This window comes from Paenibacillus sp. LPE1-1-1.1 (genome assembly GCF_040676435.1).
Taxonomy (GTDB): Bacteria; Bacillota; Bacilli; order Paenibacillales; family Paenibacillaceae; genus Pristimantibacillus.
Map to the genome: position 1 here is coordinate 1,001,998 of NZ_JBEGHY010000012.1, position 17,452 is coordinate 1,019,449.

The following is a 17,452-nucleotide window of genomic DNA, read 5'->3' on the forward strand; positions in this document are numbered from 1 at the left end:
TTCTGATTCTTATGAATTCAGTGGGGCTTTTTTTATTTAACGAAGTATACGTTTCAATGCGCCCGTTCAAACTAGAGACACTTGTCAGGACGTCTGGCTAGGAGGAAACGAGGTGTAATGAACGATGTGGTCCATTTTGCTCACTTCGGCGCTTGTCGTTTATATTGTGCAAATAGCCGCTGTTTTTATTATGGAGCATCGGCGTCCGGCACAGCTGACTGCATGGCTTTTAATCGCTTTTGCATGCCCGTTCATCGGTTTTATCGCTTATCTCATACTCGGCAAAGATTACGTAAAAAGAAAACGGATAGAACGATTCAAGGAAGAGACAGTACGTTACGCGAATGAAATTTCGGAGAAGTCTATATCGGCGGAGCAGCTCGGAAGCGAACAGTTTATAAGTCAAGAAAAGCTGTATACGATGCTTACCGGCCTTGTTCCCTTTCCGATCACCCGCAACAATGAAACACGGATCTTGACGAACGGCGATGAGACCTTTGAAGCGATACTTGGCCAGCTCGAGCTTGCTGAGCATCATATACATATGGACTATTATACGATTAGGGATGATGACGTCGGCAAACGATTTTTGGAGGTGCTCACGCGGAAAGCGAGGGAAGGCATTGAGGTGCGTGTCGTTTACGACGGAATAGGCAGCATGCATTTAAGTGATGCCTATGTTGAAGATCTGCGCCGCGCAGGCGTGCAGACAAGCTGTTTTTTGCCGCCGCGGATTGCTTTATTCGACAGAAAACTAAATTACCGCAACCATCGCAAGATCGTTGTCGTTGACGGTAAGGTTGGTTTCGTCGGGGGCATTAATATTGGAGACGAATATTTAGGAAAGAACCAGAAGCTAGGATTTTGGCGGGATACGCATCTGCAGCTCATGGGCGATTCCGTATACTACTTACAGGAAATTTTCATGAATGATTGGGCATTTGCGGCGAGTGAGGAGCTGTCTGGCCAGGTCTATATGCCTAAGCATACAGCCAAGGGGAATGAGCATGTTCTGATTGTTTCAAGCAAGCCGGGCCAGCATAATCATCAAATCGTTGAGGTGATGTTTGCGGCGATCAATGCGGCATCCTCCAGAATTTATATTGCCACGCCGTATTTTATTCCTGATCCCAGCTTAATGATGGGGCTAAGGACGGCTGCGCTCGGCGGCGTCGATGTGAGGTTAATCATCCCTGGAATTGGCGATTCCAAGCTGGTGCTCTTGGCAACCTTGTCATATATTCAGGAAATGCTGGATGCGGGCGTGAAGGTATATCGTTATCAAAAAGGGTTTATCCACGCTAAAGTGATGATCGTTGACCAAATGCTAGCAACGGTCGGGACGGCAAACGTGGATATGCGAAGCTTGATCAGCAATTTTGAGCTGAATGCGGTGCTTTTTGACAAAGGAACGATTAAACGGCTGGAGGCCGATTTCATAGAGGATTTAAAGCACAGCAGAGAGCTGGACCCGAGGGAATTCATCCGTCGGCCGTATCGTCAAAAGATGGCCGAGGCTTTGCTCCGTATGTTATCCCCGCTGCTCTAACGGATGCATGTTAATCCGCGTTTTCGGGCATATTTTTTGAGATGGCTTAAACAAGGAGCCGTCAAGGCTTTCGAGTGATTGGTTAAGCAGTTGCAAAAATCCGGGGAGGGAAATGAAGATGAACGAAGCAAATAATGATCCGAAACAAGCGGCGGCGGAACCTAAGCATGAGGGCCGAGATGATTATTTTATGGATATCGACAGAATGGTAAACGAAGGATTGGGCGGCGGCAATGTCACGCTCCAAAATGGCCTTATTGACGAATCAACGACCGACACGATGGAACAGGAATCAAAATAACTAATCACTGTTTCACAAATGCAAAGGAGGTGCTTATTATTGGATACAGCCCGCGCAAGGCAGATTTATGAATCGGAGCAGACCTTTGCGGTCATGCTGGACGAGGATTCCGTATGGATTGAAAATATTGATGAAGCGAATGGAATGGCGACGGTTATGGTTAACAACAACCCTGTCAATACGAAAACCGTGTCCGTAGACCGTTTGAAGGAAATCGATAAGTAGGGCAGGAATAGGTAGAAAAGCCGAATGGACCATGCACACTGCATGGTCTATTCGGCTTTTTTATATGGAAAAATATGAAATTTTAACCTAAAATGAAGAATGGCGGCAATCGTTGCGCTTGTAGGAAGAAAGTACTGGATTTCAGAGAGGGCGATGGGTTTCATGGGTTTTGGGGGAGAACTGGTTTTTAGGGAGTTCAGATGGTTTAAAGGAGTGATGGGGTTAGTGCTTTCGCTGGCGCTGCTGAACGGCTTGATGCCGGGGCAGGCAGCAAATGCGGCGGCATCGGAACAGAATGCGGCTCCGGTAGAAGCAGAACATGCGGCAGCGGATATGGCGGAACTTTCAGAAGAGCAGGCGATCAGCATAGCTTTAGAAAAATTCCCGGAGTTGAAAAAAGGAAAATTATCATATGCAATGCTTGAGAATGATATTTTAGTGCCGGGAGATCCTTTATGGGGAATGACTTGGCAGTTTGAATCGCAAGCGAAAAAATCCGAAATTAGTGTGGCTGTAAATGGGCGTAACGGAAACATTGAGAGTTATTATAATTCCGCCGCTGCCCTTGCGAAGGCCAGCTACCCCACAAAGGTAACGGAAGGACAAGCAAGTAAGCTCGCTAAGCAGTTTATTATGAAAGCTGTGCCGACTATTAAAGAAAATGCGCTGATTGAGTATTCAATCGAAGGCGATGGCTTTGAGTCTTCCTTGTTTTATCCTGTTCTTTATTCCTTTGAGTATGAAGTTAAGGTTAACGGTTATTTAACCGATAGCGAATATGTTGCGGTTACGGTAAACGGAAACGGGGAAGTCATTTCGTATGAAGCCGAACTAGGCCTGGTTAACTATCCTGCTCCAGATAAGAAGGTAACGGAAGAGCAGGCTTTCATGCATTTTAAAGAAGAAGCGGAACTCGAGCTCTATTATATGCCCATATATGACGAGGACTACGATTTTGATAACATCGCATTAAACCGTTACCGATTAGCGTATAGATTGGTTAACGAACTTCCGCTTATAGATGCGAAGACAGGTGAATCGGTCGACTATTGGAGTTTTTCGAAAGATTCTTCTAATCAGGGTTTTTCGTTGCTTCCTGCCACGACGATTAACCAGCATTCAGGTGAGACTTTGGACGAGCAGGAAGCCCTCGCGGTCGTCACCGGTTATTTCTCCATTCCCGAAAAAACGATACGAGGTCAAAGTAAGCTGAATGAAGCCTGGAAAGGTACCGAGAGAGCGGTATGGGAATTTAATTGGACCACTTTTGTGGACGAATCTTCATATCCGCATAGTATTAGTGCGGCCGTTGACGCCGATACAGGCGAGCTTATTGAGCTAGTCAGGGGTATGCCTTCCTACAATGAATCAGAAACAAGCCAGCCTGAAGAGGTTTTGCTCACAGAGAAGGCAGCAAGGCAAAAAGCGATTGATCTGGTGCTTGCGAATTATCCTGACGCATCTAAGTACTTACGAATCGAAAATAAAGAATCTACTTTCACATCAAATGGGCAGACCTACTATTCTTATAGATTTATCTATTTTTATAAAGATACTCCCGTGCTCGATAACTACATTTCAGTGGTATTTAATGGAAATGGTGACATATGGAACTATAGCGGTTCAATGGCTGACTCTCAGGAACTGGAGAAAAAGCTGGCCGGAATAAAGCTGAACGTTCCGTACGAGAAGGCATTGTCGGCTTATAACGGAGCGCTTGGCATAGATTTGATGTATGTCCATTTAAACGCGATTAACAACGAAGAAGATGAAAGCCGGGCAAACGAAGCAACGCTCGTTTATTACCCGTTAATAAAAAATTCTTTGGAAGATTATATCGTCGATGCTACAACAGGGAAGCTGGAACGGACTTTTCCGGAGGAAGCAGCCGATGACAAGATTACCAAGAAAACGCCGATCGATATTGACAAGCATTGGGCGAGCAAACAGCTGAACGTTATGGTTGAATTTGGGATACTGGAGGCGGACGAAAGCGGTCTTCTTCATCCCGATGCGGAACTGACCATCGGCGAATGGATGACAATGGTTATAGACAGTATAGGGCTTAATTACGAGTATGGCGATGAGTATCCATACGAATCGGAATTTGGAGACGAGGATTCGCCGTACCTTTCGGCATTGGAGATATTTCACGAGATAGGCTGGGCCGATGAATCAACGATTACGGAGATTGATGTTGAAAAAATATTAACGAGGGATCAGCTCGCGCTTCTGCTTATGCAAATGCTCGAATATGATAAGCTTTCATCCTTTATGGTCAAGGATCAAAGCGTTTCATCCCTCAAGGATGCGGCCTCGATTCAAAATAAAGGGGCGGTTGCCCTCGCTATAAAATTGGGTTTGCTTACGCCAACAGGCGGTAAATTTAATCCCAAAGCCCCAGTCACAAAAGCACAGGCCAGCATCATTCTGATTCGTTTGGCTAATATGCAGGACAAACTAGATGTCGAATTTATCTAGCCTCGCGAACACAAAAAAACCTGGCTTCCCATCCGGCAGCCAGGTTTTTTACGAGCAGCTTAGCCTCCATATGCTTCCCGGAATGAAGCGCACAGCTGGTCCCGGTCAACTTCCCATAGCTCCGCAATTTCGGCGCTGACGTTTTCGTCCCACCAATCGGATTGCACCTTGCGGTTGCTCTCGTTTTCGACGATCCATTTCAGGTTGAGAATCACTTTTTTGAAATAAACGGCCTCAGCCTGATCTATTTTGTCCTTCGATACCCAAATCTTCATCCGCTTGATGGTGCGGTATAATTCATTGCTGCAGGCTCTGCGAATTTTGCGGGCGGTCGGATAGCCGGCAGTATGCTTTGGAGTGTTTGCTTTCATTTTAAACCGACTCCTCTCTCTATCCCATATGTATGCGGATAGGCAGGAGTAGGTCACAATTTCAAGGGATGCTGGTTCGCTTAATCGTTGACGATGATGTACCCGACCATTGGACCGCCGTGACGCATATCGGTATGGGTCAAGCATACAATGGGATAAGTCCCGGCTTTGTCTGCGGTGAACCGGACAATGGTTGTTTTTCCTTTGGTCACTTCGCCGCGGATGCCAAGCTCTTCAACGACGAAGGGATGGCTGTTTCCGTTCACTCCGGTAATGTGAAGCTCGACGGGCTCTCCTTTGTTTACGACAATCGTGCCGGGATCCCAGCGGTAAACCTCCAGTTCCTTGCCGTCGTCGGTTTTCGTGCTGTATTCTCCGGTCACAAGCTGGAAGATCCGCGGCTCTGCTGCCTGCGCATTAACCTCCCGCGATCGGTCCCAGCTTAAGTAAACACCGGTCAAAATGATTAAGACGGCCACAACGATAAACAACTGAATCTGCCTTTTGCTCACAATAAAAACCTTGGCCATGAAACGCTCACCTCATCCATTCGTATCATTTAAGGCTAGTCTATGCCGGGGCTTGTCAGCACATGACAAAAGTGGAAGGCTGTCCTTATCGTATGTTAGAATAGCTTCAGCGCAGGAGTTTGCAAGAGAAAGCCATATTTTATTAAGGAAGGCGGATTGAGAACGGGAATGGATTTTATTCATGAGTTATTGGATGGCGTGCTGCAATGGGTGGAGAGCTTAGGGTATTTCGGTATTTTAATCGGACTATTAATTGAGGTTATTCCGAGTGAAATCGTATTGGGCTTTGGAGGTTACCTCGTATCGCAAGGTAAAATAAGCTTCTGGGGAGCCGTTCTGTTCGGTACGCTTGGAGCGATCGGACAAAACTGGATTTTATATTGGATTGGCCGTTATGGCGGAAGACCGATCGTGGAGAAATACGGGAAGTATATCAAAATCAAACAGAAACATGTCGATATTTCAGAAAAATGGTTTATCAAGTACGGAGCGGGAATCGTGTTCACGGCACGCTTCGTTCCCGTCATGAGACAGGTTATTTCTATCCCTGCCGGCATGGCGCGCATGAACTTTGCTTTATTTACGCTTCTTACGGCGCTGGCATCCCTGCCGTGGTCCATTTTGTTCGTGTATTTAGGAAGCACGCTTGGCGAGAATTGGGATAAAATCGACGAAAAAGCGGCTCCTTATGTTCAGCCTGCCATTTTAATCGCGATTGCGCTAATGATCGTATACGTCCTCTTTAAATTTGTACGCTCGCGCCGCAAATCGGTATAATGATCGAAGAAAGCATCCTTATTATTTTGAGCAGCCTTTAAATAAAAAGATGAAAGAGGGATTTCGATGAGCAAAAGCGTAGCAGACAAGCTCGGCAAAGGCATTAGCCCGCAGCAATTTATTGACGGCATGACCAAAAACAAAGAGCAATTTCTGGATTGGTCCGAAAAATTCGCATGGACCGATGAGAGCGACAAGGAGTATTTCGAGTCATTGAACAACCGCGACGATCTTCGCGTGTTGATCTTGATGGCTGATTGGTGCGGCGATGTCGTCCGCAACATCCCTGTCGTTTTTAAAGCGCTTGAAAATAGCGGAGTTCCGACAGAGGTGCTTATTATGGAAGAGCATCTGGATACGATGGATCAGTTCTTGACCATGGGCGGCCGTTCCGTCCCTGTCGTTATTTTTGCGGATACAGGCGGAGCTGTTCTTGGGCAATGGGGTCCGCGTCCTATTCATGTGCAGGAAGCGATGATTGCTTTCAAACAGGAAAACCCTGACCGCGAGGCAGCGGATTATCAAGAGAAGCTTGCCGTAACAAGGCAAGAAATCGGGCGCCGCTATGGCGAGGGAACTGCCTACCAATCCGTAATCGTGAAAGAGCTCCGCACTTTGTTGGAGTCGTTTTAAGAAGGCTATGAGTATAAATATGCGAATCGAGACATTTACACTAGGCCCTATACAAACCAATGCTTATCTCATTTCGGTGACTGAACCGGCAGCTAACGAAGGCGTTAAGCCTTTGGAGCGGGCTATCGTTATCGATCCGGGCATGAATCCAAAGAAGCTGCTGGAGCGGCTGGAGGGCGTTAAGGTGGAGGCTATTTTGCTGACACATGCCCATTTTGACCACATGGGCGGCGTTGATGAGCTGCGCAAAGCCGCTGGCTGCCCGGTCTACATACATGATCTAGAGGCGGATTGGCTAACCGATCCTCGCAAAAACGGTTCAATGAGATGGCAGGATGTGACGCCTCCGCTCTCAACGGATCCTGCTGAATACGCGCTGGCAGAAGGCCAAACGCTGAAGCTGCTAGGTTTATCCTTCCGTGTCATGCATACGCCGGGACATTCGCCCGGCAGCGTCAGCTTATTGTGCGGCAACCATCTTTTCTCAGGCGATGTATTGTTCAAAATGTCGGTTGGCCGGACGGACCTGCCTGGCGGACGAGAAAGGGATTTGTATGACTCCATCCGTTTGAAGCTGTACAAGCTAAGCCCGGATGTCATTGTGTATCCCGGCCATGGCGGACGTACGACGATTGGCTTTGAAATGGCGAATAATCCCTATACGGGAGCATGATGCATAAGAAAGGGGCATGACGTTTGGCGGATACAAAGGTTCAGCATTTCATAGATGATTCAGAAGAGAGCGCAGGGAAATCGAAGCTGACGGCGGAACAGAAGGCGGTCGAAAGCCAGCGGATTATAGCCGGCATAGCCGCGCAGCTATCGATCCCTGTAACAAAGGTGAAATCGGCAGTAAGCTTGCTTGACGAAGGCAATACGATCCCGTTTATCGCCCGGTACCGTAAGGAAATGACCGGTGAGCTCGATGAAAATGATTTGAGATCGATTGAAGAAAAGCTGCAATACATGCGAAACCTGGAAGAGCGAAAGCGTGAGGTTATCCGTCTTATTGATGAGCAGGGCAAGCTTACCGATACGCTGCGCGCGGATATCAACAAGTCGGTAAAGCTGCAGGAAATCGAGGATCTTTACCGTCCTTATCGGCAAAAACGCAAAACAAGAGCCAGCGTAGCAAAGGAGAGGGGCCTGGAGCCTTTATCCGTGTGGTTGTGGTCGCAGCCTCGCAGCGGAGATCCGCTTGCCGAAGCAGCCCGCTATGTGAACGATGAGAAAAGCGTGCCCACTGCCCAAGATGCCTTAAACGGCGCAATGGATATCATCGCCGAGAACTTGGCGGACGATGCTTCTATTCGCGCTTGGGTACGAAAGTTCACTTTCGATCATGCGCTTATGAAAACAGAAGCAAAAAACGCGGCGGAAGAATCGGTTTATGAAATGTACTACAGCTACCAAGAGCCGGTCCGGAAGCTTCCCCCACATCGCGTGCTGGCGATTAACCGAGCTGAGCGCGAGGATGTGCTGCGCGTCACCTTCGACGTGCCTTCGGAGAGAATTCATGAGCATATCCAGCGGAAGGTACTCCGAAACGGTACAGCTCAGCCTGTACGCGATGTGCTGACAGCCGTGATCGAGGATTCGTACAAGCGTCTGATTTCCCCGTCAATAGAGCGTGAGGTGCGCGGAGAGCTTACGGAGAAAGCAGAGGAGCATGCGATTTCGATTTTCTCCGAAAATTTGCGCAATCTGCTCCTGCAGCCGCCTGTAAGGGGAAATATCGTGCTTGGCGTGGACCCTGCTTTCCGCACGGGCTGCAAGCTTGCCGTCATTGATGATATCGGAAAACTGCTGGAGGTCGCGGTTTCTTATCCCACGCCTCCGAACAACAAGGTAGCTGAAGCCGAGAAGCTGATTAACGGTTTAATCGACAAGTATAAAGTGGAATTGATCGTTATCGGCAACGGCACCGCTTCGCGTGAGACAGAGCAGTTTATCGCTGACTTAATAGGAAAGCGCAAAGCGGCAGGAGCGGGCGGACCGGAACTGAAGTACATTATAGTCAATGAAGCCGGCGCAAGCGTCTATTCGGCCTCTAAGCTTGCTCAAGAGGAGTTTCCGTCCCTTGACGTGGCGGAACGCAGCGCGGTGTCCATTGCCCGCAGGCTGCAGGACCCGCTTGCTGAGCTCGTGAAAATCGAGCCGAAGGCGATTGGGGTCGGGCAATATCAGCATGACGTCAGTCAGAAGCGACTGGATGAAACGCTGGGCGGGGTCGTGGAATCCGCGGTTAACCATGTCGGCGTGGATGTTAATACGGCATCGGCTTCGCTGCTCTCCTATGTGGCGGGTATAAATGCAACGATCGCGAAAAACATTGTAAAATACCGTGACGAGAATGGCCGGTTTATCAAGCGGGCCCAGCTGCAGAAGGTGCCTAGGCTTGGCGCGAAGTCCTATGAGCAATGCATCGGATTTTTGAGAATTGCCGAGCCGGTCAATCCGCTCGACAGCACGCCTATTCATCCGGAGTCCTACGAGGTGGTAGACAAGCTGTTCATCGAGCTTGGTCTTTCGCTGAAGCAGCTAGGCTCTGACGAGCTTAAGGCGAAGCTGGCGGAGCTTGACGCCGAACGCGTAGCCCCAACGCTCGGCGTTGGCGTGCCTACGCTTCGGGACATTATGGACAGCTTGCTTAGACCGGGACGTGATCCGAGGGAAGAGCTGCCACCTCCGATTTTCCATACGGATGTGTTGAACATCGAGGATTTGTCCCCGGGAATGGAGCTTCATGGAACGGTACGCAACGTAATCGACTTTGGTGCATTTGTTGATATCGGCATCAAAAATGACGGACTCGTTCATATCTCGCAATTGAGCGATAAATTCGTCAAACGTCCGATGGATGTTGTTTCCGTAGGCGATACGGTTACGGTCTGGGTACTTAGCGTAGATCAAAAAAAGGGACGCGTAAGCTTGACGATGCGCAAGCCTAATTAATACAATCAACCAAAGGGTTTGCCTGTTATCAGGCAGACCCTTTATACTCATAATAGAGCATGGGCATCGAAAACTACCCTACAAAAGGAGTGAGATGGCTGTGAAAGCAGACAAAACCATCGGTTCCGCTCATCCAAAATGGTTCGGGCTCGCCCTGCAGGCGCTCGTGGTTTTATCGCGAAAGTCAGACATCTATCCAAGCGCAGCCATTGCTGATTGTTTGAATACAGAAGCCACGCAGCTTCGGAGAGTGCTTGCCAAACTATCCGGTGGGCAGATTATCGAAACGAGGGAAGGCCGTGACGGAGGTTATAGGCTTAAACGGCCGCCCGAGACGATTACGCTTGCCGAGGTTTATATCGCCCTAAAGGTTGGGGAACCTCTTTGCAGCGGGATGCTGGAAACGATAGGCATTCAAGATTCGGAGCTAAGCATGGAATCGGCCTTTGTGGATATTGCGAATGAAATTGAGCAAAATACGATTGAAACGCTGAAGCAGTATACGATTGCACAGCTTGCGGAAAGAACGATATCCTGTTCCAATTCGTGAGTCATTTGATTAAACTTAGTCGATTGACAAAAACAAATGCACGAACTATACTGTGTATATAAATGATACAGTTATTCAGACATTAACTGTGCGGATCTACGCACAGTAAAACTTTAGTTTTAACTGAGTTGAATTTTGCACAGATAAAAATAATCTTTTGGAGGGAATCATAATGTCATCAACGCAAATCGATTCGCAAGTAGCTTTTCAAACAAACGAGCAGTCCGCCGCAGGTTTTTTCGAAGTGCTAAACAGCCGCCGTTCGGTACGGAAATATGACAGCAGTGCTGTGATTTCAGAAGCTGAAATCCTTGAGATTTTGGAAATTGCTACAAAAGCTCCTTCTTCTTCAAACATGCAGCCATGGCGTTTCCTTATCGTGACGGACCCTGAGCTGAAGCAGAAATTGCAGCCCATCGCATTTAATCAACAACAAGTGGCCGAAGCATCCGCAATTGTAATCGTGCTTGGCGATTTGGAAATGTACAGCTTGTCCGACAAAATCTATGGCGCTTCAGTTGAAGTCGGATATATGACCCAGGAAGTTGCGGATAACTTCATCGCCAACTCCACTAAGATGTATTCAGGTCTTCCTGCCGAGCGTCTGAAAGAAATCGTTGTGTTCGATACGGGCCTTGTGGCGATGCAAATTATGCTGACTGCCCGTGCAAAAGGTTACGATACCGTGCCAATGGGCGGCTATAACCGCGATCAAGTAAAAGAATTGTTTAATATCTCGGACCGCTTTTTGCCGACTTTGATGCTTCCGATTGGCAAAGCAGCCACAGAAGGCCATCCAACAACGCGTTTGTCGCTTGATGATATTGCTTCTTTCAATAAATTTTAATTTAAAGGCAAAGCATAAGAAAACATAAATAAACCGGCCTTCCTTTGACGGGAGGCCGGTTTTATTGTATTCAATATAAGTAGTTATGAGCGCTCTTTTTATAACCCTGCTTATATTTCACCGCGGAACGGGTCATCCCAGAAGTCCGACTGCCGATCGCGATTATGTGATCCGAAGAGTGCAATTATTGAAATACGGTATCGTTGCTTTCTTCCTTCGGACTTTGTTTATTACGGTAGAAATACCAGCAGTCATTAAGCAGCTTGATTTGTCGGCGGTCTTTTTTCTGAAAAGCGCGCATCAGTTGGTTGCACAGCCACTGCGGCATACGTATCGTCCTCCTCCCGGGGCCTAACTTGTTGTAATATTACAATATGGGGAAGGGCATGTGTCCGTGCAGGTCCAAACTAATTGCTCTGTTCTTCTTCGTACTCCTCATACCACTGCTCGAGCTGAGCCTGCAAAGCGCGTATTTCCGTCAAAAGGGAAATCAGCGGATAGGATTTCTCCTGCACGCCCGCAAAATCCTTCTCAAGGCTGTTAATGTAATCGAGTCCGGATACGATGCGGATGGACGAATCATGCAGCTCGACGTCATTGCACTCCGCAACCGCGTAAGGCAGGCTCGGTACATGTTCAGCCGTCAATTTATCGATTTCTTTGTGAAGTCGAAGATTGAGCGCGCTCAGCTGATAAGCGTGCGATTCGGGCATTTCGACAAAAAGAATGCCGTCATTTTGTTTCAATAGGACATAGCGCATTGTTGCCATAATTAATATTGGTCTCCCCTCGGTATGCTGCCGTGTTTCTTTTGCGGATTTTCTGCGTATTTAATAATTCCTACTTGACAGTGTAGCCTATCGTGGCTTTAAAATTCAAGTAGTTGGGGGAGAATAATCAATGAATAATGAGGCTTTGCAGCAATGGGTCGAGCAGCTTTCAATGACCTTTTTCGGCCGTCCGTTTTTACATGTTGCAACGTTTAACTCACGCCTTAAGGCAACGGGAGGACGTTACTTTACACGCTCGCACAATATTGAGATCAGTCCGCACCAGCTTGCGGCCTTTGGACGCGAGGAAACCGAGAAAATTATTAAGCATGAGCTTTGTCATTACCATCTGCACATTATGAAGCGGGGATATCAGCATCGGGACGCCGATTTCAAACAACTGCTTGCCCATGTCGGCGGTTCGCGCTATTGCCAGTCGCTTCCTGAACGCGCGCAACGCAAGCAGCAGCCCTTTCGATATAAGCTCATTTGCACCAAATGCGGGATGGAATATTTGCGGAAGCGCAAAGTTGACCCGGCCAAATATGCGTGCGGGAAATGCCGCGGAAAATTACTGATGAATTTGATTGACAATAAAACAGCTACGTGATATATTATTACTTGTCACTTTTACTTTTCCCTGATAGCTCAGTTGGTAGAGCACTCGACTGTTAATCGAGTTGTCACAGGTTCGAGTCCTGTTCGGGGAGCCAGATTTGGAGAGATACCCAAGTGGCTCAAGGGGACCCTCTGCTAAGGGGTTAGACTGCGTAAGTGGTGCGAGGGTTCGAATCCCTCTCTCTCCGCCACAATTTTTTTCACAAGAGTTTGCAACGGCAAGACCGTTCATCCGGTCTTTTTTATTTGCCAATGAGGTTGCAAATGGTGGGAAATCTTTATTGAAGTGATTAATAAGGCCCGTTGGTCAAGTGGTTAAGACACCTCCCTTTCACGGAGGTAACAGGGGTTCGAGTCCCCTACGGGTCACCATTTTCTCAAAGTGTAATAGCTCCACGGAGCTCGATTGTTTTGACAGCGAGAGCCATTAGCTCAGTTGGTAGAGCACCTGACTTTTAATCAGGGTGTCGAAGGTTCGAGTCCTTCATGGCTCACCATTTCTTAGCAGGACTAAGCAATGGGAGTGAAGGATGTCAACTTATAAATGTGCGGTAGTGGTGGAACGGCAGACACGCTATCTTGAGGGGGTAGTGTCCCATGGACGTGCAGGTTCAAATCCTGTCTACCGCACCATAACTTACTTCTTGCCGATGTATATAGGTGAACTTAGAAGGTGTCATTTTTAGTGCACTTTTCTGATAGATGATGCCACTTTATATTCAGATCATAAAATCTGACTAGAGAGTGGTTTTTTCGTTATAAGTTACTCGAACCGTCCAAACAGATGCATCATTAGAGATGAGGAGCTGTAAACATGAAAATAAACTTAAACTTTACGAACAAGGGACAAGCGGCGATTGGGAAATTCAATAACGAGGAATTGCTTGAGATTTTTGCACGGTACAGCAACACATTGATGAAGAAATATTCGATCGAAGTAACGGTACCTGCCGAAGGAAATGAAGCCATTATCGAAAAAGGTACATTGTCGGTATACGTAGACAAAATCGAATGCGATGTAGAAACGTTCTTTAAAGAACTGGGAAGAGACGTAAAGGTTCCTTTGAAGAAAAGACTCACGCCTGAGGACAAGTTGGATAACGTTTTTAAAGCCGAGACGATTGAAGCTTAATCGATTTTTTCCGGCACAAAAGCTTGTAAAAAAAATGCTTGTACTTTGGCGGATAAGCTGATATAATCATTTTTGTTGTGTTAGACAACATCGCGTTTATGTTAGAACGGCCCGTTGGTCAAGTGGTTAAGACACCTCCCTTTCACGGAGGTAACAGGGGTTCGAGTCCCCTACGGGTCACCATTTATTCTCAAAGTGTACCAGCTCTAATGAGCTCGCTAGCAGTCACACCGAGAGCCATTAGCTCAGTTGGTAGAGCACCTGACTTTTAATCAGGGTGTCGAAGGTTCGAGTCCTTCATGGCTCACCATTTGCTCAGCATGTCAATTCGAGTGGGAGCATCAAGATCCTTCAAATGTGCGGTAGTGGTGGAACGGCAGACACGCTATCTTGAGGGGGTAGTGTCCAATGGACGTGCAGGTTCAAATCCTGTCTACCGCACCATATAAAACAATTACAAAACCCTTGCGGCGAAAGGGTTTTTTTGATGTTTTCATTTTTTCCTCGAATTACGTGTTTGAGGTCTTAAGGGATGTTGTTGACGAATTGTTGACGGAAATTGCATGAGGAATGGTTACTCTAAATCGATGGAGTTTCCGAAGTCGTTAGTTAACGAGGACATGATTTTGCATGAAGGCAACAATACAATTATGCTCAAGCACGTTGAATCCGACACGCAACATGCAGCAGACCAAAAGAAGCGCGGACACACAGGGCTTTATTACAATCATCTGGGACATTGAAGGCGCCAGTTTTGGTCGACAAAAGCTAAACATTCATCTTGAGCGTGAGGATCTGCGCTTGAAGATCAGTTGCTTTGATGAGTCCGAGGGGATAAACAGCGGCATGATTCTAATGTGATTTCCAAAGAAAATCGTTCTGACTCATATGCTGAATGATTTACACAAAGGTGACTTTAATGAAGGATAATCCTTAATCTTGTCGAATTGCTTTTTAAATTTAGGAGAGTGATTCAATGCGGTTTGATGATTATTTAGAGCTTGTCGTTGTATTGGAGCTAGATACAATGACAACTCATGAGGATTACCTTAATGATGCTGAGGGTAATCACGTGAAAATTTCGAACAGTTCAGAGGTTTGGGTGATTCCTAAGGAAGAGATAGTAAAGATTAATCCAATCTTACCCAAGCGATTTAAAAGCGAATAAGTCCAAAGAAAAGCCGCTCAGCGAACAGTGAATTTGCAAGCGGTTTATTATAATGGAATGCTTTTACCGGCACTTCATTTTCTTTCCAAACATCCACAGGCGTGAAACCGTTGCTCTTTACTCCAACTGTCAGCGTATTCTGATCCCATGTATCATCCGTTCCTAGAGCCTTGCTGATTGGCATCATAACCCGTTTATTAATTCCTCGGTATATCATTGAAATCAGTTATGAATTCGTTTTATTTAGTTTCATTAAGCTAAACATTCCTGTAGAGCTTAAGAAATGAACTTGCTCATCATCGGCATGGAGCCAACTGGTCATTACTGGTTTAACCTGGCTAATTGCCTATCAGAAAAGGGATTACACGTGGTCATGGTTCACCCTGCTACGACGAAGCATGATAAAGAAAATCGAGATAACAGTCCATCAAAGAACGATCCCAAAGATTCGGGACCTTTACTATGAGTACACGTGACAATCGCTTGTGTTTCAACGCTTACGGACCATAATGAGTGATCGAGAATTCTAGGTCGTGAACAGTGTTCGATAACAGAACCGCATCGTACGTAGGCTCATATCCGGTTTCCTGAATATCTATCTGTATTTTGTGATTGGACTTGTAATCGATAATTAGAAACGCTTAAAACAATCCCCTGTCCGTGTTGGATGTAATCAAGGCTTGGCGAGTCTTTATGCAGCGCGCTGAACGCTCTAATGGCATGTTGAAGGCTTCACAGCTCATTGCCCAGGCGAAACACGCAGTGTCTGCTAAACTAAACATTCCTGTAAGGCCTAAGATTTGGCCTTTGTCAAAAAAGGAGCGCCTCGGTATGATGGGTTTGTCTACAACACATCAAGGAGGCGCTCTTACTATGAAGTTTAAGCAAAATGACAGACAAAATCAACGCATTGAACGAATTTCCACATCTCACCTTGTTGTGGGTATAGATATCGCGAAGGAAACTCATGTAGCACAAGCAACTAATTTTCGCGGCATCATACTTAGTAAGCGACATCTATCATTCTCAAATACAATTGAAGGATTCGAAAAATTAGAACGATGGATCGATGGATTACAACAGAAACATCGCTTAAAGGGACTCATAGTCGGCATGGAACCGACCGGACACTACGGGTATAACCTGGCCAATTGGCTTGCCAACAAGGGCAAGAGTGTTGTCATGGTGAATCCGGCGACTACCAAACGAAACAAGGAGAACCGCGACAATTCTCCCTCCAAGAGTGATCCGAAGGATGCACTTGTCATCGCTGATGTGGTCAGCCGAGGCTTTTACTATGAATACTCGCAACAGGCTATCGTTTTTCAAAGGTTGAAAACAATGATGAGTGTCCGGGAATTTTGGGTGACGAATAGTGTACGGCTGCAGAACCGGATCATCCGCTGGTTAGACATTCGCTTCCCTGAGTATTTCTCGGTATTTAAAGACTGGACCTGCAAACGGTCCTTGGCTACGCTTAAAGAGTTCCCTTCTCCGCAGGATCTAGCGTCTCTGTCCGTATCAGAGGTGATTACAGGATGGAGAGAGCATATGAAGCGAGCCGGTGGCTCCACTGGCATACAGAAAGCTGCGCAGCTCATCGCTCACGCTAAGAGTAGTATAGGCGAAACGTCTGCCCTCGATGAAGCAAAGCAGGATTTGGGGCGGCTATTTCAAGAGTTCGAACGGATTGTTGAGATACTAGAAAGAATAGAAAAGGATATACATGTGTTACTCAGCGAAATTCCTATGGCCAATCAGCTTCGATCTATCGGCCTAGGCACGATCTGTATTGCAGCAATTCTATCAGGTGCTGGCGACCTTAGACAGTATGGCCATGGACGTCAATTATTGCGTAAGGCAGGCTTAAACCTAGCCGAAAGCACCTCGGGGAAGCGCAAGGGACAGATTGTGCTTTCTAAAAGAGGTGATGCTACGCTGCGAAAATATCTGTATCTGGCTACGCTCCAACTCGTTGGAAATAACCCTGTTTTCCGACAGCTGCATAAGAACAATGTTCAAGTCAAGCAAATGAAGAAGCACCAATCGGTATTTAAACTGATTGGGAAATTGGCACGAATCATCATCGGCATTGCTCAGCGTGGAGAGACTTTCTCTCCTGAAAAAACTGCCCCGACATATATTCAAGCTGCTTAAGACAGATTAAACGATCACGTATATTGACTCATTCGCAGGATTTCACAAAGAAAGCACGGAGGACCGAGTTCGTACCCGATAAGGGCTCAGACCCGTCAGCTAAACGCTATCGGTCTCCACGCCTTGGTTAGGTGTAACGAAGGAATGTAAGGGCATAGACCCGTAGAGCTATGGGATGGTAAACCCCAAGGAAATTGTGGAGTATGCGTGCAGAAGAATTGTACTTGGAGAAATGTCCCACACGCTTCTTCTGTTTCTGCATGCCCAAGACCAGAGCAACGGTGTCTAATGAGCTTGCTTTCTGAACAACAGCTGTATTCTATGGCGACGAAATCCTGCGAATGAGTGAGTATATGTGAGATAAACCCTTAAAACCGAGGGACGGGTA

20 protein-coding genes, 8 tRNA genes and 1 pseudogene are annotated in these 17,452 nt (G+C 46.8%); 24 read left to right on the plus strand and 5 right to left on the minus strand.

From position 1 onward, the window contains the following. The first annotated feature begins 124 nt into the window (after window positions 1-124). The 4 genes from cls (at window position 125) to MRBLPE1_RS14925 (ending at window position 4,556) form a co-directional block, all read left to right on the plus strand. Window positions 125-1,549, plus strand: a complete 1,425-nt coding sequence (gene cls / locus MRBLPE1_RS14910; protein WP_364146494.1) for a cardiolipin synthase — start codon at window positions 125-127, stop codon at window positions 1,547-1,549. Between the two features lie 118 nt (window positions 1,550-1,667). After that, the gene (locus MRBLPE1_RS14915) at window positions 1,668-1,850 is read left to right on the plus strand and encodes a hypothetical protein (RefSeq protein ID WP_364146495.1); all 183 of its coding nucleotides are present in this window, start codon (window positions 1,668-1,670) and stop codon (window positions 1,848-1,850) included. Window positions 1,851-1,889: 39 nt separating this feature from the next. After that, window positions 1,890-2,075: an H-type small acid-soluble spore protein gene (locus MRBLPE1_RS14920; protein WP_364146497.1), complete on the plus strand. Its 186-nt coding sequence runs from the start codon at window positions 1,890-1,892 to the stop codon at window positions 2,073-2,075. A gap of 162 nt (window positions 2,076-2,237) precedes the next feature. Continuing rightward, entirely contained in the window at window positions 2,238-4,556 is a 2,319-nt protein-coding gene (locus tag MRBLPE1_RS14925; RefSeq protein WP_364146498.1) for a YcdB/YcdC domain-containing protein, read from the plus strand. Between the two features lie 59 nt (window positions 4,557-4,615). On the opposite strand, the gene MRBLPE1_RS14930 is transcribed toward MRBLPE1_RS14925, so the two are convergent. Both MRBLPE1_RS14930 and MRBLPE1_RS14935 read right to left on the minus strand, forming a co-directional pair. Then, the gene (locus tag MRBLPE1_RS14930; RefSeq protein ID WP_364146499.1) at window positions 4,616-4,927 is read right to left on the minus strand and encodes a dehydrogenase; all 312 of its coding nucleotides are present in this window, start codon (window positions 4,925-4,927) and stop codon (window positions 4,616-4,618) included. 80 nt (window positions 4,928-5,007) lie between these two features. After that, complete coding sequence (locus MRBLPE1_RS14935) at window positions 5,008-5,457, minus strand: cupredoxin domain-containing protein (protein WP_364146501.1); 450 nt, start codon at window positions 5,455-5,457, stop codon at window positions 5,008-5,010. A 168-nt stretch (window positions 5,458-5,625) separates the two neighbouring features. On the opposite strand from MRBLPE1_RS14935, the gene MRBLPE1_RS14940 reads away from it, so the two are divergent. The 6 genes from MRBLPE1_RS14940 to MRBLPE1_RS14965 all read left to right on the plus strand — a co-directional run bounded on the left by MRBLPE1_RS14940 (window position 5,626) and on the right by MRBLPE1_RS14965 (window position 11,219). Then, window positions 5,626-6,234: a DedA family protein gene (locus MRBLPE1_RS14940; protein WP_364147323.1), complete on the plus strand. Its 609-nt coding sequence runs from the start codon at window positions 5,626-5,628 to the stop codon at window positions 6,232-6,234. Window positions 6,235-6,300: 66 nt separating this feature from the next. Further along, window positions 6,301-6,867 carry a thioredoxin family protein gene (locus tag MRBLPE1_RS14945; RefSeq protein WP_364146503.1) on the plus strand — a complete coding sequence of 189 codons (567 nt, stop codon included), beginning with the start codon at window positions 6,301-6,303 and terminating at the stop codon, window positions 6,865-6,867. Window positions 6,868-6,880: 13 nt separating this feature from the next. Continuing rightward, entirely contained in the window at window positions 6,881-7,540 is a 660-nt protein-coding gene (locus MRBLPE1_RS14950) for an MBL fold metallo-hydrolase (protein ID WP_414698887.1), read from the plus strand. A 23-nt stretch (window positions 7,541-7,563) separates the two neighbouring features. Further along, window positions 7,564-9,822 carry a Tex family protein gene (locus MRBLPE1_RS14955; protein ID WP_364146507.1) on the plus strand — a complete coding sequence of 753 codons (2,259 nt, stop codon included), beginning with the start codon at window positions 7,564-7,566 and terminating at the stop codon, window positions 9,820-9,822. Window positions 9,823-9,922: 100 nt separating this feature from the next. Then, window positions 9,923-10,372: an RrF2 family transcriptional regulator gene (locus MRBLPE1_RS14960; protein ID WP_364146508.1), complete on the plus strand. Its 450-nt coding sequence runs from the start codon at window positions 9,923-9,925 to the stop codon at window positions 10,370-10,372. 172 nt (window positions 10,373-10,544) lie between these two features. Further along, complete coding sequence (locus MRBLPE1_RS14965; protein ID WP_364146510.1) at window positions 10,545-11,219, plus strand: nitroreductase family protein; 675 nt, start codon at window positions 10,545-10,547, stop codon at window positions 11,217-11,219. Between the two features lie 184 nt (window positions 11,220-11,403). Here MRBLPE1_RS14965 and cmpA read toward each other — a convergent pair whose 3' ends face one another. Together cmpA and MRBLPE1_RS14975 are read right to left on the minus strand one after the other, a co-directional pair. After that, window positions 11,404-11,547 carry a cortex morphogenetic protein CmpA gene (gene cmpA, locus MRBLPE1_RS14970; RefSeq protein WP_308994264.1) on the minus strand — a complete coding sequence of 48 codons (144 nt, stop codon included), beginning with the start codon at window positions 11,545-11,547 and terminating at the stop codon, window positions 11,404-11,406. Window positions 11,548-11,626: 79 nt separating this feature from the next. Next, window positions 11,627-11,989 carry a hydrolase/acyltransferase gene (locus MRBLPE1_RS14975; RefSeq protein ID WP_364146512.1) on the minus strand — a complete coding sequence of 121 codons (363 nt, stop codon included), beginning with the start codon at window positions 11,987-11,989 and terminating at the stop codon, window positions 11,627-11,629. A gap of 130 nt (window positions 11,990-12,119) precedes the next feature. On the opposite strand from MRBLPE1_RS14975, the gene MRBLPE1_RS14980 reads away from it, so the two are divergent. From MRBLPE1_RS14980 to MRBLPE1_RS15035, 12 genes are all read left to right on the plus strand, one after another. After that, window positions 12,120-12,599, plus strand: coding sequence for a SprT family protein (locus tag MRBLPE1_RS14980; protein WP_364146514.1), 480 nt, complete (start codon window positions 12,120-12,122; stop codon window positions 12,597-12,599). A gap of 27 nt (window positions 12,600-12,626) precedes the next feature. Beyond that, window positions 12,627-12,702, plus strand: a tRNA-Asn gene (locus MRBLPE1_RS14985). 5 nt (window positions 12,703-12,707) lie between these two features. Then, a tRNA-Ser gene (locus tag MRBLPE1_RS14990) sits at window positions 12,708-12,798 on the plus strand. 106 nt (window positions 12,799-12,904) lie between these two features. Beyond that, window positions 12,905-12,979 (plus strand) — tRNA-Glu (locus tag MRBLPE1_RS14995). A 49-nt stretch (window positions 12,980-13,028) separates the two neighbouring features. Then, window positions 13,029-13,104, plus strand: a tRNA-Lys gene (locus MRBLPE1_RS15000). A gap of 51 nt (window positions 13,105-13,155) precedes the next feature. Continuing rightward, window positions 13,156-13,240: transfer RNA gene (locus tag MRBLPE1_RS15005), tRNA-Leu, on the plus strand. Between the two features lie 181 nt (window positions 13,241-13,421). Continuing rightward, on the plus strand, window positions 13,422-13,739 hold the full coding sequence (locus MRBLPE1_RS15010; RefSeq protein WP_364146515.1) for a hypothetical protein: 318 nt from the start codon (window positions 13,422-13,424) through the stop codon (window positions 13,737-13,739). Window positions 13,740-13,847: 108 nt separating this feature from the next. Further along, a tRNA-Glu gene (locus tag MRBLPE1_RS15015) sits at window positions 13,848-13,922 on the plus strand. 51 nt (window positions 13,923-13,973) lie between these two features. Further along, window positions 13,974-14,049 (plus strand) — tRNA-Lys (locus MRBLPE1_RS15020). A 49-nt stretch (window positions 14,050-14,098) separates the two neighbouring features. Next, a tRNA-Leu gene (locus MRBLPE1_RS15025) sits at window positions 14,099-14,183 on the plus strand. A gap of 186 nt (window positions 14,184-14,369) precedes the next feature. Continuing rightward, window positions 14,370-14,600: a hypothetical protein gene (locus tag MRBLPE1_RS15030; protein ID WP_364146517.1), complete on the plus strand. Its 231-nt coding sequence runs from the start codon at window positions 14,370-14,372 to the stop codon at window positions 14,598-14,600. A 115-nt stretch (window positions 14,601-14,715) separates the two neighbouring features. Continuing rightward, window positions 14,716-14,907 carry a hypothetical protein gene (locus MRBLPE1_RS15035; RefSeq protein WP_364146519.1) on the plus strand — a complete coding sequence of 64 codons (192 nt, stop codon included), beginning with the start codon at window positions 14,716-14,718 and terminating at the stop codon, window positions 14,905-14,907. On the opposite strand, the gene MRBLPE1_RS15040 is transcribed toward MRBLPE1_RS15035, so the two are convergent. After that, window positions 14,894-15,094, minus strand: a complete 201-nt coding sequence (locus MRBLPE1_RS15040) for a hypothetical protein (RefSeq protein ID WP_364146520.1) — start codon at window positions 15,092-15,094, stop codon at window positions 14,894-14,896. The genes MRBLPE1_RS15035 and MRBLPE1_RS15040 overlap by 14 nt on opposite strands. 105 nt (window positions 15,095-15,199) lie before the next feature. Here MRBLPE1_RS15040 and MRBLPE1_RS33235 point away from each other — a divergent pair. Both MRBLPE1_RS33235 and MRBLPE1_RS15050 read left to right on the plus strand, forming a co-directional pair. Continuing rightward, window positions 15,200-15,672 (plus strand): annotated as a pseudogene (locus MRBLPE1_RS33235) (IS110 family transposase); the annotation flags it as partial. Between the two features lie 108 nt (window positions 15,673-15,780). Further along, window positions 15,781-17,064 carry an IS110 family transposase gene (locus MRBLPE1_RS15050; RefSeq protein WP_364146522.1) on the plus strand — a complete coding sequence of 428 codons (1,284 nt, stop codon included), beginning with the start codon at window positions 15,781-15,783 and terminating at the stop codon, window positions 17,062-17,064. Window positions 17,065-17,452: the final 388 nt, after the last annotated feature.